The organism is Actinomyces ruminis (assembly GCF_002154335.2).
Classification (GTDB): Bacteria; Actinomycetota; Actinomycetes; order Actinomycetales; family Actinomycetaceae; genus Actinomyces; species Actinomyces ruminis.
In genome coordinates, this window is the sequence record NZ_MTPX02000062.1 from 1 (window position 1) to 15,564 (window position 15,564).

At 70.5% G+C, this 15,564-nt stretch carries 11 protein-coding genes and 3 pseudogenes; 6 read left to right on the top strand and 8 right to left on the bottom strand.

Features of this window, described 5'->3' with window-relative positions; genetic code table 11:
* The 3 genes and pseudogenes from BW737_RS11790 to BW737_RS11800 all read right to left on the bottom strand — a co-directional run.
* The coding region (locus BW737_RS11790; protein ID WP_180272208.1) for a biotin/lipoyl-containing protein at positions 1-525 on the bottom strand (525 nt) is incomplete at its 3' end.
* A gap of 64 nt (positions 526-589) precedes the next feature.
* Positions 590-1,942, bottom strand: coding sequence for a dihydrolipoyl dehydrogenase (gene lpdA / locus BW737_RS11795; protein WP_086615917.1), 1,353 nt, complete (start codon positions 1,940-1,942; stop codon positions 590-592).
* A 195-nt stretch (positions 1,943-2,137) separates the two neighbouring features.
* Positions 2,138-3,516: pseudogene (locus BW737_RS11800) on the bottom strand (leucyl aminopeptidase).
* 290 nt (positions 3,517-3,806) lie between these two features.
* Here BW737_RS11800 and BW737_RS11805 point away from each other — a divergent pair.
* A complete protein-coding gene (locus tag BW737_RS11805) occupies positions 3,807-4,286 on the top strand; it encodes a hypothetical protein (RefSeq protein WP_086615912.1) in 480 nt (159 codons plus the stop codon).
* Between the two features lie 22 nt (positions 4,287-4,308).
* Here BW737_RS11805 and BW737_RS11810 read toward each other — a convergent pair whose 3' ends face one another.
* The 3 genes from BW737_RS11810 to BW737_RS11820 form a co-directional block, all read right to left on the bottom strand.
* Positions 4,309-4,578 carry a hypothetical protein gene (locus tag BW737_RS11810; RefSeq protein ID WP_086615913.1) on the bottom strand — a complete coding sequence of 90 codons (270 nt, stop codon included), beginning with the start codon at positions 4,576-4,578 and terminating at the stop codon, positions 4,309-4,311.
* 77 nt (positions 4,579-4,655) lie between these two features.
* Entirely contained in the window at positions 4,656-6,173 is a 1,518-nt protein-coding gene (locus BW737_RS11815; RefSeq protein ID WP_257210787.1) for a chloride channel protein, read from the bottom strand.
* Positions 6,174-6,225: 52 nt separating this feature from the next.
* Positions 6,226-8,232, bottom strand: a complete 2,007-nt coding sequence (locus BW737_RS11820) for an alpha/beta hydrolase family protein (protein WP_086615914.1) — start codon at positions 8,230-8,232, stop codon at positions 6,226-6,228.
* A gap of 226 nt (positions 8,233-8,458) precedes the next feature.
* On the opposite strand from BW737_RS11820, the gene dxs reads away from it, so the two are divergent.
* The 5 genes and pseudogenes from dxs to pflA all read left to right on the top strand — a co-directional run bounded on the left by dxs (position 8,459) and on the right by pflA (position 14,213).
* Complete coding sequence (dxs, locus tag BW737_RS11825; protein ID WP_257210788.1) at positions 8,459-10,072, top strand: 1-deoxy-D-xylulose-5-phosphate synthase; 1,614 nt, start codon at positions 8,459-8,461, stop codon at positions 10,070-10,072.
* Between the two features lie 66 nt (positions 10,073-10,138).
* Positions 10,139-10,480 (top strand): transketolase C-terminal domain-containing protein, encoded by a 342-nt coding sequence (locus tag BW737_RS18655; protein WP_257210789.1) that lies wholly within the window; start codon positions 10,139-10,141, stop codon positions 10,478-10,480.
* Between the two features lie 392 nt (positions 10,481-10,872).
* The gene (gene pflB / locus BW737_RS11830) at positions 10,873-12,993 is read left to right on the top strand and encodes a formate C-acetyltransferase (protein WP_086615915.1); all 2,121 of its coding nucleotides are present in this window, start codon (positions 10,873-10,875) and stop codon (positions 12,991-12,993) included.
* A gap of 75 nt (positions 12,994-13,068) precedes the next feature.
* Positions 13,069-13,314, top strand: coding sequence for an autonomous glycyl radical cofactor GrcA2 (gene grcA2 / locus BW737_RS11835; RefSeq protein WP_086615916.1), 246 nt, complete (start codon positions 13,069-13,071; stop codon positions 13,312-13,314).
* 22 nt (positions 13,315-13,336) lie between these two features.
* A pseudogene (pflA, locus tag BW737_RS11840) lies at positions 13,337-14,213 on the top strand (pyruvate formate-lyase-activating protein).
* An 84-nt stretch (positions 14,214-14,297) separates the two neighbouring features.
* Here pflA and BW737_RS18660 read toward each other — a convergent pair.
* Positions 14,298-14,666, bottom strand: coding sequence for a hypothetical protein (locus tag BW737_RS18660; RefSeq protein ID WP_338063923.1), 369 nt, complete (start codon positions 14,664-14,666; stop codon positions 14,298-14,300).
* Between the two features lie 44 nt (positions 14,667-14,710).
* Positions 14,711-15,406 (bottom strand): annotated as a pseudogene (locus BW737_RS18665) (ribonuclease D); the annotation flags it as partial.
* Positions 15,407-15,564: the final 158 nt, after the last annotated feature.

The following is a 15,564-nucleotide window of genomic DNA, read 5'->3' on the forward strand; positions in this document are numbered from 1 at the left end:
CGTGGCCGCCGCCGCGGCTTCGGCCTGCGCCGCCGCGGCGGCCTCGACGTCCTGCTTGCGGATGCGTCCGCCGACACCGGTGCCGGTGACGGTGGTCAGGTCGACGCCACGCTCGCGGGCGAGCTTACGCACGATCGGGGTGACGTAGCCGGCCGACGGCGGCGCGTCCGGAGCGGCTGTCTCCACCGCCACGGGCGCCGCCGCGGGTGCGGGTGCCGGAGCGACGGGCTCCTCCTGCGGCGTCGAAGCGGCAGGGGCGGGCTCGGCGGGCGCGCCACCGGCCTCGGCCGGGTCGCCCACAATGGCCAGCACGGCGCCGACCTCGGCGTTCTCGTCCTCGGCGACACGAATCTCCAACAGGGTGCCGGCAACCGGAGACGGAACCTCGGTGTCGACCTTGTCGGTGGCCACCTCCAGCAGGGGCTCACCGACCTCGACGGTGTCTCCCACGGACTTCAGCCAGGAGGAGACGGTCCCCTCGGTTACCGACTCGCCCAGCGCGGGCATCTTCACGGACTCAGCCATTAGAGCTTGCCTTCCTCGTTGGTTTGCTGGTTGCTGGTTCAATTCAGGTGGACGGACTATGCGGTCAGCCGTGGTTGTGCAGCGGCTTGCCGGCCAGGGCCATGGCGGCCTCGCCGATGGTCTCGTTCTGGGTGGGGTGGGCGTGTACCAGGGCGGCGACGTCGTTGGCATCGGCCTCCCAGGACACGATTAGCTGTCCTTCGCCGACCTGCTCGCCCATGCGGGTGCCGATGGCGTGGAAGCCGAGGATGGGGCCGTCCTTCAAGGACACCAGCTTCACGAAGCCCTGCGTCCCCAGGATCTGGGACTTGGCGTTGCCGGCCACGTTGAACTGGCTGGTGACGATGTTCTCGGCGCCGTGCAGCTCGACGGCGCGCGCCTCGGACAGTCCCACCGAGGCGATCTCCGGTTCGCAGAAGGTCACCTTGGGCACCTTGACATCGTCGACCGGCTCGGGATCCAGGCCCGCGATCCGTTCCGCGACGGCGATTCCCTGGGCGAAGCCGCGGTGCGCCAGCTGTACGCCGGGCACGATGTCACCGACCGCCCACACCCCGGGCACGTTCGTGCGCCCATGGGCGTCGGTGAGCACGAAGCCGCGATCCATGGCCACGCCCACCTCCTCAAAACCCAGGTTCGCGGTGGCCGGTCCGCGTCCCACGGCAATGAGCAGCACCTCGGCGTCAATCGTTGCGCCGTCGGCGGTTAGCACCTGCACACCACCCGCGGTACGCGCAACCGACTCGAAGCGGGTGCCCACGTGGAAGTTGATGCGCCGCTTACGGAAGGCGCGCTCGAGCTGCTTGGAGATCGCCTCGTCCTCATTGGGCACCAGGTGCGGCAATGCCTCGATGATGGTGACCTGGCTGCCCAGGGAGGCCCAGGCCGAGGCGAACTCCACCCCGATCACCCCGCCTCCCAGGATGACCGCGGATGCGGGCACGTGGTCGAGCTCGAGGGCCTGCTCGCTGGTCATCACCGGCCCGGAGATCTCCTGACCCATGGTCTTGGAGTAGGAGCCGGAGGCGAGGACCACGTGACGGCCCCGGTAGCGCCGGCCCGCCACCTCGATCGCGTCCGGCGCGACCAGGCGGCCCCAGCCCGTGATCAGGTCGATGCCGCGGGAGGAGACCAGGCCCTGCAGACCCTTGTACATGCGGGCGATAATGCCGTTCTTGTACTCCTGGACGGCGGGCATGTCGATGCCCTCCAGGGCCGCCCGGATACCGACGGCGGAGGCCTCCCGAACCGCATCGGCGGTCTCGGCGGCGTGCAGGATGGCCTTGGTGGGCACGCAGCCGCGGTGCAGGCAGGTGCCGCCCACCTTGTCCGCCTCGACCAGCGCCACGCGCAGCCCGAGTTGGGCCCCGCGCAGCGCCGCGGCATAGCCGCCGGAGCCGCCCCCGAGCACCACCATGTCGTAAGCCGCGTCGTGAGCGGTTCCGGTCCCGTCGATCGCACCTGCGTGTGTCACGTGCTGGTTCCCTTTCAAAGTCGGCCGTGAGCGGCGGTGTTGTTCGGCGGCCAGCAATGGCCGCGGTCCCGCGAATGGGGACTAGGGTCCCGGGTAGCCTACGGCATGGGTGACCTTCGCGGCGAGCGCCTGGTCTGCTTAGTCGGCGGCGTGCTGCGCGCCCGTGATGCGGTCCTCCAGGAAGGTCAGCAGCGTGGCAACCCCGAAGCCGGTCCCGCCGGTGGGGGTCAGGCCCCAGGCGGCCTTTTCGTTGTAGGCGGGCCCGGCTATATCCAGATGCGCCCACGGGGTCTGGCCCACGAACTCGCGGAGGAACAGCCCGGCCACGAGCATGCCGCCGGCCCGGTTGCCGACGGCGGCGTTGCGCAGGTCGGCGAAGGGGGACTCCAGGTTGGCTCGCAGGTACGCTGGCAACGGCATGGGCCAGAAGTCCTCCCCGGCGCGCCCGGCCGCGGCGACGACGCCGTCGCGCACCGACTCACTACCCATCACGCGGCTATGCGCTCGCCCAGAGCCACGATCTGCGCGCCGGTCAGGGTGGCGACGTCCAGCACGACATCGGGCGCCTCGGCCACGGCCGCCGCCAGGGCGTCGGCCAGCACCAGGCGGCCCTCGGCATCGGTGTTGGTGACCTCCACGGTGGTGCCGTCGAACATGGTCACTACGTCGCTGGGACGCTGTGCCGCCCCGCCGGGAAGGTTCTCCGCCAGGGCCAGCCAGGCGGTCACCTTGATCGGCAGGCCCAGGCGGGCGGCCGCCAGCGTTGCGGACAGCACGGTGGCGGCTCCCGCCATGTCCGACTTCATACCCGGCATGGAGGTCGGTGGCTTGAGCGACAGGCCGCCGGAGTCGAAGGTGATGCCCTTGCCCACCAACGCCACATGCTCCGTTGCCTTAACCCGCGGCGTCCACGTCACGCGAACCAGGCGGGGCGGATGCACCGACCCATGGCCGACTCCCGCAATCCCGCCGAAGCCATCGGCCTTCAGCCGCTTGTCGTCGTATACCTCAACCTCCAGGCGACCGTCCTTGCGGCCGCGCCCGGCAGCGTCGGCGGCCCGGCGGGCGTAGTCCGCGAAGGCGGCGGGAGTGAGCGCGGCGGGCGGGTCATTGACCAGGTCCCGGGTGGCGGTCACGGCCTCGGCCAGGACGCGGGCGCGCTCCAGTTCCGGCGCCCCCGCATTCGCGGGACTGCGGCGCAGCAACGTGCGTGGCAGCGGGCCCAGCGGGGTCAGTACCGTGATCCGTGCCAGCGGCGGCGTCGGCTCCGGGACCCGCCGCGACCACGCGTAGGCGCCCTCCAACGCGCCCTCGGCCACTGCGGCCAGGCGCTCGGCAGTATCGGCGGGTAGGGCGAAGATCGCATGCTCGGTCCCGGCCAGGTCGCGGGCGGCGCGTCCGGCGGCTCTGCGCAGCGCGGCGACGTCGTCGCCATCGCCGGTGCCGACCACCAGGAGGATGGGGGCGAGCGAATCCCGGCGTGATTCCCCCAGTGCCGCCGTGGGCACCCGTACCACGCGTCGAGGGCGGCTTTGAAGCCGAGGGCGGCCAAAAGCGCCGGCAACCCGCTCAAGTCCGGTAGGACACCCAGCCCGATTCCCTCACCAAGCAGCACCGGTGCCTCGTCTTCGGCACGGGCGGCCAGCACCAGAACCTCCCCGCCTACTTCTGCGGCCGGCAGACTGGAGGTCGTAATCTCACTCATGCGGGAATGGTAACGTCACAGCGCCGGTCATCGTCGGGTCCGCCGGGCGGCACCCAGAGGCGGCCCGGTTCCGAATCAGTGCACTACGAGGTCAGTAGCCGTATGGATGAGTCTTCCCAGCCGGGGTCCCTAAACGACACCCGCCGCCCCGCGCATGGCTGGGGGCGCGCACTGGTGGTGGTCTTCGCCCTTTTCGGACTGGTGGTGGCCCTGCCCGCCTTCGTCGAACTGGCTCGATCGGGTGCGGGCATGCGCCTGCCGGCCGCGCTCAGTTCCCTGTGCGGGGTGGGCTACGTGGTGCTGTCGATTGCCGTGGCGCACAACGGCCGGCGCATGCGGCGCGTCGGATGGGCGTGCCTGGTGATCGAACTGGTGGGGCTGGTAGCCGTCAACCTGGCGGGGCTGGCCGGTTCCGCCTGGTCGGATTGGGGCACCTCCTGGTGGTACCTGCCGGTGCTCCTGCCGCTGGTCGGCGGCGCGCAGCTGTGGCTGGCCGACCCGCGGCGCATCGTCACCAATGCCGAGCGCATCACCGACATCTCCGACACGATTTCGGGAACCGTGCACCGTGATCGCAAGTGACCCCTGGGTGGGGTGAGTACATTCAGCGCGCGCGGCGACGGCGCAGCCACGCCTGCGTGCGCGACCCCAGGGAGGTGCGTCGCTCGGCCGCCTCGACGGCACGCCGCTGCTGCCGGTACAGGCGCCGCACCATGTCCTCCTGAGTCACCCAGCCGATCAACTCCAGCCCGCCGTCTGGCAGCGTCCGCGTAACCGGCAGCGCCTCCAGGTGTGAGTCGATCAGCGCCCCCAGCACCCGGTGAGCGTCCGCGTCACCGTCCACGTGCTCCCGATCCAGGGGCAGTTCACCCACCCGTCGCGGAGGGCCGGAGGTTTGACCATCATCGGGGTGGGAGCGCGCCTCGGCGACGGCGACGGCGGAGACACACCCTAGCCAGACGGACCCGGGGACCTCGCAGCCGGCGGCCGGCTCCCGGCGGCGGCCTGCACCACCGGCAGGCGCACCGCGCCCGCGGCCCGCAGCACCTCGGCGGCCGCGGCCAGGGAGGCGGAGGACTCCAGCACCGCCGGCGGCGTGTGCATCAGGCCGCGGGCGTCCGCCCGGCCCACTAACGTGGCACGCACCGGATCGTCGATGTCATCGCCGCGGCGGCGCAGCTCCTCGGTGTAGATGGTGGTGCGGGTCAGGAATCGGCTCATCGTGGTGGACAGCGCCACCGCCAGCATCAGTGGCAGCAGCAGTTGGTACTGTCCGGTCATTTCAAGGATCAGCACGGTGCCGGTGATGGGAGCGCGCGCGGAGCCGGCAAAGACCGCTCCCATGCCGATCACTCCGAACACGGCGGCGGCCTCGGGGTGGCCCGGCGCCAGCGCGGTGCCCCAGGCCGCCCCCAGGGTGGCCCCGATGCACAGCGACGGGGCGAACACGCCGCCGGACATGCCCACCCCCAGGGTCACCGAGGTCGCCAGGATCTTCGCCGCCGTCAGCCCCAGCAGGGCGGCCGTCGCATACTCCCCGTCCAAGGCACGATCCAGCACCGCGGACGACTCGCCGTACACCTCGGGCACGGCCAGCAGCAACGCCCCCACCAGCAATCCACCCACCGCGGGCCGGGCCCAGCCGGGTAGGCGCAGCCGGTCGCCGACGGTGCCCATAAGATCTGCAGTCAGGTAGCGGCAGCGGGAGAAGACCACCCCGACCACGCCGCCGACCAGTCCCAGCAACGCCACCCACACCAGCTGGGTGTCGCCGTGCAGATCCAGTGCCGGTAGCGACACCGACAGGGTGGTGCCCAGCAAGTGGTGCGCCAGCACCGTGGCGGCCACACAGGCCAGCACCACGAAGGCGAAGGCATCCACGGTGAAGTCCATGAGCACCACCTCCAGGGCGAAGAATGCCCCGGCCAGTGGGGCGTTGAAGGCGGCCGCGATACCCGCCGCGGTGCCGGCAGCCGCCAGCAGGCGCGCCGAGCGGCGGGGCAGGCCCAGCCGCCGCCCGAAGACGGTGGCCGTGCTCGCGCCCAGCTCGGCGATGGGGCCCTCGGGCCCGACGGAGCCGCCCCCGCCGATGGTCAGGGCGGCGGCAAGGACACCCGCCGCCGCCGACCCGGGTGCCATGGTCCCGTCCGACCGGCGCGCCGACCAGATGACCCCCGATACGCCGTGTCCGGTGCTGGTGGCGCCCAGGCGCTGCATGAGCGGGCCCACCAGCAGACCGGAAATGACGGGTGCTGCCACCAGGAACCACGGGCCCAGGGCGGACAGCACGCCGGTGGAGGCGCCCAGCGCCCGGGTGTAGTCGGTGGTGCCGGTCAGCACCCGCGTCCACAGGTCGATGCCCACCCGGAAGACGACAGCGCCCGCCCCGGCGGTCAGGCCGGTGAGCACCGCCAGGATGAACAGCCCCGTGCGGTGATAACGCAGCAGGTTCAGCGCACGGGCCCGCAACCGACCGCCAACGGGCCGCCCGGGCGCGCCCACCGCCACGGCCTCGGTGCCGTCAGCGCTCGAGGTTGTCGACCCGAAGGACGACGCGCTCGGTCACCGGCGAAGCGAGGTCCCATACCTGCGCGTAGAAGCTCAGCTCGTCCTGGAGGGCCCGGTGGGCATTGGCGGCCAGGTTGAACCCGTGCCCCTCGCCCTGGAACACGTCCAGCGCCACCGGCAGCCCCTTGGCCTTGACGGCCTCGTACATGCTGGTGGCCTGCACCGCCGGGATGATCGGGTCCGCGCTGCCCTGCAGCAGCAGGAGCGGTGCGTGGATGTCGTCGATGTGGTTGAGCGGTGAGCGCTCGGCGTATACCGGATCATCCAGGTCGTCGGAGCCCACGAGCCGCTGGATGTAGTGCGACTCGAACTTGTGGGTGGTGCGGGCCAGCTGGGCCAGGTCGGCCACTCCGTACAGGGAGGTGCCGGCGCTGAACACGTCGGAGCGGACCAGCGCCGCGAGCGCCGTGAAGCCGCCGGCGGAGGCGCCCCGCACCGCGATGCGGGCCGGGTCGACCTTGCCGGAGGCGGCCAGGAACTGTGCCCCGGAGACGACGTCGTCGACGTCGTACACGCCCCACTTGCCGTTGAGCAGGCGCCGGTAGTCCGAGCCGTAGCCGGTCGAGCCGCGGTAGTTGACGGCCAGGTAGGCGAATCCGCGGCTGGTCCAGAACTGGATGCGCAGGTCGTAACCGGTGCGGTCCATCGCCGTGGGCCCGCCGTGCACACCCACGATCAGGGGCGGCAGCTCATCATCGGGCCCCACGTAGGCGGCGGATGCGGGCGGGTAGAAGAAGCCGTGCGCGGTGGCACCGTCGGTAGTGGGCCAGGAGACGGGCTCGGCGAAGGAGATACCGGCGTCGTGAGCGGAGAAGTCGCCCGCGCCGCGCAGAATCTCCACTTCGCGTCCGCGCACCTCCACGATGCTGGGCAACTCGGTCTCGCTACCGGCCAGCATGACGACGCGTCCGCCCGAGGATGCGACGTTGCCCAGCGGCTGCCAGCCGACGTTCCACTCCTCCAACTCGCCGTTGGACAGTTTGACCGTGCCCAGGTGCCACACGCCGTCGCGCGCCCAGGAGGCGATCAGGTGCTCGCCGTCGAGCACGTCGAAGTGGTGCGGACCCAGCACCCAGGCGGGGGAGGTGAAGGTGGCGTCGACGGGGTGCAGCGGGCGAGTACGCAGGGACTCGGTCCAGCCCTCGCGGTTGGTACCGCGGCGCGGGAAGCCCTCGGTGCGGTACAGGTTCCAGAAGCCGGAGGCGTTGGAGACGTGCACGAGCTCGCACTCCTCGGTCCAGCGCGGCTCGGACACGGAGTAGCCGGCGCCGCCGTCGACGACGGTCTGGGAGCCGATGGTGCCGTCCGGGAGCAGGTCGCCCACGTGCAGGCTGGCGTTGTCCCAGGGCATGTCCGGATGGTTCCAGGTGATCCAGGCCAGGTGCTCCCCGTCGGGAGAGAGCGTGGGGGAGACCACGAAGTCGGTGCCGGACACGATGGTGGTCACGGCGGCGTCGTCGCGGGCGGCCGAGCCGTCCAGCGGGATCGCCACCAGCGTGTTGACCGGCTCTCCGTCACCGCGGTGATCCTCGCGCACCGCGTAAACCAGCCCCCGGGCGGTGTCGATCTCCAGGTCGCCGTGGCGCACGTCCCCGTAGATGGTCAGCGGCACCAGGCCGCGCAGCCGGTGCGCAACGTCGTAGCGGTACAGCCTCCCGTCTCCGGCGTGGGAGACGACGATGATGCCGGAGTCGACGGCGTAGGCGCGTCCGCCGTACTCATGCACGCGGGTGCGGGCGTCGACCAGCTCGTCGGCCGGGGTCAGCGGCAGCACCTCCCCAACCTGCCCGTCGCCGTCTCGGCGTAGCAGGACTTGGCGGCCGGCCTGGGAGGCGCGCTGCTCCACCCAGTAGGTGTCCCCGCCATCCACACGTACCTGAGACAGAGAAAGGGTGCGGGTGGTGATGGTGCCGGGGGTGATCGGCGAGGGCCAGGTCCCGTACGGCGCTGTGGTACTCATCGTTCCTCCTGAAGGGTGGGTCGGCGCGGGCTGCCCGTCGGGCGGTGCGCGCGGTCCGGAGCCAACCCTACGTGTTCCGGGTCGTTCGCCGCCCACGTGTTGCGCTCGGCGGGCTGCGGGTCGTGGCCGCACGGCGCAAGCGGATGTGCATATGCTGAGTTGCCGCGGCGACAGCGGCTCCCCGTTAGCCGCCGCATCCCGACCAGCACGAGGAGGAAACGCGCCGATGAGTGAGAACCCTGCCACCCTCGGTGCGACCGACGCCGGCGGCACTGCCGACACCCCCGCCCCCCTGCCCGACACGCCTCTGCTTAATCGCATTGGCCGGCCCGCCGACCTGCGCGGCCTGACCAGCGAGGAGATCGAGGCGCTTGCCGCCGAGATTCGTCGCTACCTGGTGGCCACGGTGGCCCGCACCGGCGGGCACCTGGGTCCCAATCTCGGGGTCGTGGAGCTCACCCTGGCCCTGCACCGCACCTTCCGCTCGCCACGCGACACCATCGTCTTCGATACCGGGCACCAGGCCTACGTGCACAAGCTGCTGACCGGCCGGCAGGACTTCAGTCGACTGCGCGAGCGCGGCGGCGTATCCGGCTACCCCTCCCGGCAGGAGTCCATCCACGACGTCGTCGAGAATTCCCACGCCTCCACCGCGCTGTCCTGGGCGGACGGTATCGCCCGCGCCAACCATCTACAGGGCCGCGACCGGCGGCACATCGTCGCCGTGATCGGCGACGGGGCGCTGACGGGTGGCATGGCCTGGGAAGCGCTGAACAATATCGCCGACTCCGCCGACAAGCACCTGGTGATCGTGGTCAACGACAACGGCCGCTCCTACGCGCCCACGATCGGCGGGCTGGCGCACCACCTGGACGCGCTGCGGACCAACCCCGGCTACGAGCGCATGCTGTCCGGCATCAAACACACGCTGCTATCCCAGGGCGCTCCCGGGCGTGCCGCTTTCGATGCGTTGCACGGCCTGAAGCGGGGCTTGAAGGACATCCTGGTGCCGTCGGCCTTCTTCGAGGACCTGGGTATCAAGTACACCGGACCGGTAGACGGCCACGACGAGACCGCGGTGGAGTTCGCACTGACCCGGGCGCGGGAGTATGCCGAGCCCGTGATCGTCCACGTCATCACCGAGAAGGGGCGCGGCTACACCCCCGCCGAGGAGGACGCCGCCGACCGCTTCCACGCCGTCGGCCGTATTCACCCGGAGACGGGGCTGCCGGTGGTGCCCTCTCGATTCGGGTGGACCGCGGTTGTCGCCGAGGAGCTGCTGGCGCTGGCCCGCGGTGATGAGCGGATCGTGGGCATAACCGCCGCCATGCAGCAGCCGGTGGGCCTGCAGCCACTCGCCGACGCCCTGCCCGAGCGGGTCATCGATGTCGGCATCGCCGAGCAGCACGCGCTCACCAGCGCGGCGGGTATGGCCTTCGCCGGCCTGCATCCGGTGGTCGCCCTGTACGCCACGTTCCTCAACCGGGCCTTCGACCAAGTGCTTATGGATGTGGGTCTGCACCGGGCCGGCGTGACGGTGCTGCTGGACCGGGCCGGCATTACCGGCACCGACGGCGCCAGCCACAATGGCATGTGGGATATGCGCTGCTGGCGCATGTGCCCGGTCTGCATCTGGCGGCGCCCCGCGACGAGGCCACGCTGCGGCAGGCCCTGCGGGCCGCGGTCGGCGTCGACGACGCGCCGACGGTGGTGCGCTATCCCAAGGGGTCCCTGCCCGCCCCGCTGCCGGCCGTGCGCACCGTGGGGGAGGACGCCGGGGCCTTCGGTGCGGTGGACATCCTGCTCGAGACGGCGGGGGAGGAGCCGCTGCTGTTGGTAGGGGTCGGCGCCATGGCGGGGAACGTGCTCGCCGTCGGACGGACCCTGGCCGCGGAGGGGGGCGCCGGTGCGCGTGGTGTGTCCGCGCTGGCCGGTGCCGGTGCCGGATGCGTTGGTGGAGCTCGCCCGCGCCGCGAGCGGCACCCTGGTCGTGGAGGACGGGCTCGTGGACGGCGGCGTGGGCTCGCAGCTGCGCGACGCCGTCGAGGACGCCTGCCTGGCGGATGGCGCCGGAACCGTGCCGCGCGTGGCCCGGCTGGGGGTGCCGCGCCGCTTCCTGCCGACCGCGACGCGTGAGCAGCTGTTGGCCGACTTCGGGATGGATCACGAGGGGATCTGTGCGGCTGCGCGTCGTCTCGTCGGTCAAGGCGCCGTCCCGGGTGAGTCAAGCGTGGGACGCCAGTCCTAGGTGAGGGGCGCGACCGCTCGGTGTGTGAGCCGGCGCGCAGTCCGCCCCCGCCGGGTCGCGTGTGCGGAAGCGGTGCGCGTGGCGGGCTGGCGCCGCAGGATCCGGGGCGGTTCGCCGCGGTGTGTGCAGATCGCCGCGATTTCGCGGTTCCCGGGCGGTAATGACAGGCGGTGCGCGGGACCGGACCAGCCTTGCGCCTAGGACTAAAGTCCTAGGCGCGGATGGGCTGGGTGCCGGCTGTGAGTCATCCCACCGGTCGGTTTCGAATTGGCGTGACAAAAAGCGGGACGTCTGGCCTAGTCTTGGGTCGACGGCGCAACGATGTACCGCCCGCCTCACAAGGGCGCAAACAACCGGGTGGCCTGAGCCACTCACCCTATAGGAGGGCACGGATGACAACCGAGGTCACAGCATCCGCCACTGCGGACGAGACCACCAGCCGCGACGCGTGGGAGGGCTTCACCAAGGGCCCGTGGACCGAGGATATTGACGTCCGGGACTTCATCCAGCGTAACTACACCCCTTACACGGGCGACGCCTCTTTCCTTGCCGGCGCCACCGACAAGACCCTGCGCCTGTGGGACACCCTGGAGAAGAACTACCTGTCCGAGGAGCGCAAGGTGCGCATCCTCGATGTCGATACCCACACTCCGTCCGACATCGACGCGTTCCCTGCCGGCTACATCAGCGAGGACGACGACGTCATCGTCGGCCTGCAGACCGACTCCCCGCTCAAGCGCGCCATGATGCCCAATGGCGGCTGGCGCATGGTGGAGCAGGCGATCAAGGAGGCCGGCAAGGAGGTCGACCCCGAGGTCAAGAAGATCTTCACCCGCTACCGCAAGACCCACAACGACGCGGTCTTCGACATTTACACCCCGCGCATTCGCGCCGCCCGCTCCAGCCACATCATCACCGGTCTGCCCGACGCCTACGGCCGCGGCCGCATCATCGGCGACTACCGCCGCGTCGCCCTGTACGGCGTCGACCGCCTCATCGAGCTCAAGCAGAAGGCCAAGGACTCCGTCGCCGACCAGCCCTTCTCCGAGCACTGGGCCCGCTACCGCGAGGAGCACGCCGAGCAGATCAAGGCGTTGAAGAAGCTCAAGAACATGGCCGCCTCCTACGGGTTCGACATCTCCGGCCCCGCCAAGGACGCCCACGAGGCCGTGCAGTGGACCTACTTCGCCTACCTCGCCTCCGTGAAGTCGCAGGACGGCGCCGCCATGAGCATCGGCCGCCTGTCCGCCTTCCTCGACATCTACTTCGAGCGCGACCTAAAGGCCGGCATTATCGACGAGTCCCGCGCCCAGGAGCTCATCGACAACATCGTCATGAAGCTGCGGATCACCCGCTTCCTGCGCACCACCGACTACGACCAGATCTTCTCCGGCGACCCCTACTGGGCCACCTGGTCCGACGCCGGATTCGGCGAGGACGGGCGCCCGCTGGTCACCAAGACCTCCTTCCGTCTGCTGCAGACCCTGCGCAACCTGGGCCCGGCTCCCGAGCCGAACATCACCATCTTCTGGAACGAGGACCTGCCCCAGGGCTACAAGGACTTCTGCGCCCTGATCTCCATTACCACCTCCGCCATCCAGTACGAGGCGGACGAGCAGATCCGCGAGCACTGGGGCGACGACGCCGCCATCGCCTGCTGCGTGTCCCCGATGCGGGTCGGCAAGCAGATGCAGTTCTTCGGCGCCCGCGTCAACGCCGCCAAGGCGCTGCTGTACGCCATCAACGGCGGCCGCGACGAGATGACCGGAAAGCAGGTCGTCACCGGCCTGCCCGGCATCGAGGGCGACGCCCCGCTCGACTTCGACGAGGTCTGGGACAAGTACGAGAAGATGCTCGACTGGGTGGTCGGCACCTACGTAGAGGCGCTGAACATCATCCACTACTGCCACGACCGCTACGCGTATGAGGCCATCGAGATGGCGCTGCACGACTCCGAGATCGTGCGCACCATGGGCTGCGGGATCGCCGGCCTGTCCATCGTCGCCGACTCGCTGAGCGCCATCAAGTACGCCAAGGTCACGCCGGTGCGCGACGAGACCGGACTCGTGGTCGACTACGTCACCGAGGGCGACTTCCCGATCTACGGCAACGACGACGACCGCGCCGATGAGATCGCGGCCACCGTGGTCCACACGATCATGTCCAAGATCAAGGAGCAGCCCTTCTACCGCGACGCCATCCCGACCCAGTCGGTGCTGACGATCACCTCCAACGTCGTCTACGGCAAGGCCACGGGCTCCTTCCCGTCCGGCCACCAGAAGGGCACCCCGTTCTCCCCGGGCGCCAACCCGGAGAACGGCATGGATACCCACGGCATGGTCGCCTCCATGCTGAGCGTGGGCAAGCTCGACTACAACGACGCCCTCGACGGCATCTCCCTGACCAACACCATCACGCCCCAGGGCCTGGGCCGCACGCTCGAGGAGCGCGTGTCCAACCTCGTGGGCATCCTCGACGCCGGCTTCGTCCCCGACGACTGCGCCGAGGTCTGATCCCACCTCCCTAATCGGGACGGGGCCACCAGACCATCCGAATACACATTTCTCACCTCAAGAAAGGGGCCTGCTATGGCCACATACGAAGAGCGGCTGGAGTCCATGAAGGCTCAGCGCGACGACAACGGCGGCGTTAAGGGTCTGTACCACGCCAACATCAACGTGCTGGACCGCAGCACGCTGGAGGACGCCATGGAGCACCCGGAGAAGTACCCGAACCTGACGGTCCGTGTCTCCGGCTACGCCGTCAACTTCGTCAAGCTGACTCGTGAGCAGCAGCTGGACGTGCTCAACCGCACCTTCCACGCCGGCGCCTGAGCCACGCGGGTGAAGGACTCAGATGACTGAGACCATCACCCCGGAGCGGGTGGGCGGCCGGGACCAGGACTTCCTGGCCCCGGCGCCCGTCTGCGCGGGGCCGGGATTGGCGCGCTCGAAGAGCTGACCGACCTGGAGCGGTCCGAGCGGCTCGCGCGCATGCGTGAGGGCACCCTGGGTCCATCCACTCCTGGGAGCTCGTCACCGCGGTCGACGGACCGGGTACCCGGATGACGATCTTCCTCAACGGTTGCCCACTGCGCTGCCTGTACTGCCACAACCCGGACACCTTCCTGATGCGGGATGGCGAACCGGTGGAGGTCGATGAGATCCTGCGCCGCATTCGGCGCTACCGGAATGTCTTCAAGGCTACCGGCGGGGGCATCACCCTGTCGGGCGGTGAGGTGCTCATGCAGCCGGCCTTCGCCGGACGCATCCTCGCCGGCGCGAAGGCCATGGGCATCCACACCTGCATCGACACCTCCGGTTACCTAGGCCAGCACGCGTCGGATGAGATGCTCGGCAACATCGACCTAGTGCTCCTGGATGTCAAGAGCGGCGATGAGAAGACCTACAAGCAGGTCACCGGCCGCGAACTCGCCCCCACCATCGCCTTCGGCGACCGGCTGGCCGCCAAGGGCATCGAGACCTGGGTTCGCTTCGTGCTGGTGCCAGGACTGACCGACGACCCGCAGAATGTCGAGAACGTCGCCCGCATTGTGGAGCGCTGGCGGCCGGTGGTCTCCCGCGTGGAGGTGCTGCCCTTCCACCAGATGGGGACGGACAAGTGGGACGCGCTGAAGCTGGAGTACAAGCTGCGCGATACCCGTCCGCCGGAGCCGGAGCTGGTGGAGTCGACGCGCGACATTTTCAGGGCACACGGATTCACGGTCCACTGACCATGTCGCCACACCGGCCGGGCCCGAATCGGGCCCGGCCGGCTCTGTATCTTGGTGCGGCCCGATCACGACCGGCCTCGACGATCAATCGAGGGCCGCGGCCAGGGACGCCGCTACCTGCTCGATCTGCCAGGGACGCGCATCGAAGGAGGCCAACCGGGCGGACACGCCCGCCAGAGACACATCGACGCGTCTGCCCGCGGCCTTGGCCTCACCGACCTCCCACGCCAGGTGCCGCTGCACGTCCGTGCCCAGCAGCACCTCGTGGGGAATCCGCAGCTGCTCGGCGCGTTCCCGCACGCCGCCGCGTACCCGCTCCAGGGCTGCCGCCGCCTCGGGATGGTGCCGGGCCCACGAGCGCGGCTGCGGCAGCTCTCCTGGGGCCAGCGGAGCGTGCACGGGCGGCAGCTGGTCCTCCGGCAGCGCAAGGCACGTTCTACCGCCTGCCACCACAGTTCCTGGTGCTGGCGCGCCATGCGCGAGGAGAAGTCCCGCAGGCCGGCGAGCCGCCGCGGCGAGGTCGGGCGCAGCACCGCCGCCGCCACCAGGGCCCGATGGGGCAGGACCTTGGACGGCGTCACGTCCAGCTGCCGGGCCAGCTCCTCACGCGTGGTCCACAGCTCGCGCAGTACCGCCGCCGAGCGGGGTGAGCGCAGGGCCGGACCGGAGCGGGGCGTACGCCGCCAGGGATCCGGGCGCGGTGGCCGCGCCGGGTGGGCCAGTTCGTAGGCGAACTCCTCGGCCGCCCACTGGGCACGCCCGGCGGCGTCCAGTTCCGCGGCGAGCGCATCACGCAGGGGGAGGAGCAGCTCGACGTCGAGCGCCGCATACACCAGCCATGACTCCGGCAGCGGCCGCGTCGACCAGTCGGCGGCGGCATGGTCCTTGGCCAGGCGCAGTCCCAGCGTCTCCTCAACGACGGCACCCAGCCCCACGTGCTCGCGCCCCAGCAGGCGGGCCGCCAACTCGGTGTCGAACAGGCGCCCGGTGGACAGTCCCAACGCGGTCAGGCAGGGCAAGTCCTGGTCGGCGGCATGCAGCACCCATTCCGGGCCATCCAGGGCGGCCGCCAAGGCGGACAGCTCGCCCGCGCCCTGCGGGTCCACCAGCACGGTCCCGGCCCCCTCGCGACGCAACTGCACCAAGTAGGCGTCCTGACCGTAGCGGAAACCGGAGGCGCGCTCGGCGTCCACGGCGACCGGCCCGACGCCCGCATCCAAGGCCGCGGCCGCCCGGACAGCGCTGGCGGAGTATCGGTCACCGGGGGCAACCCCTCAGCGGGCCGCCGATAGGCGACGATGGCGTCGGCGGGCACCGGGCATCGGTGGTACCAGAACGGCGGCCGGACAGG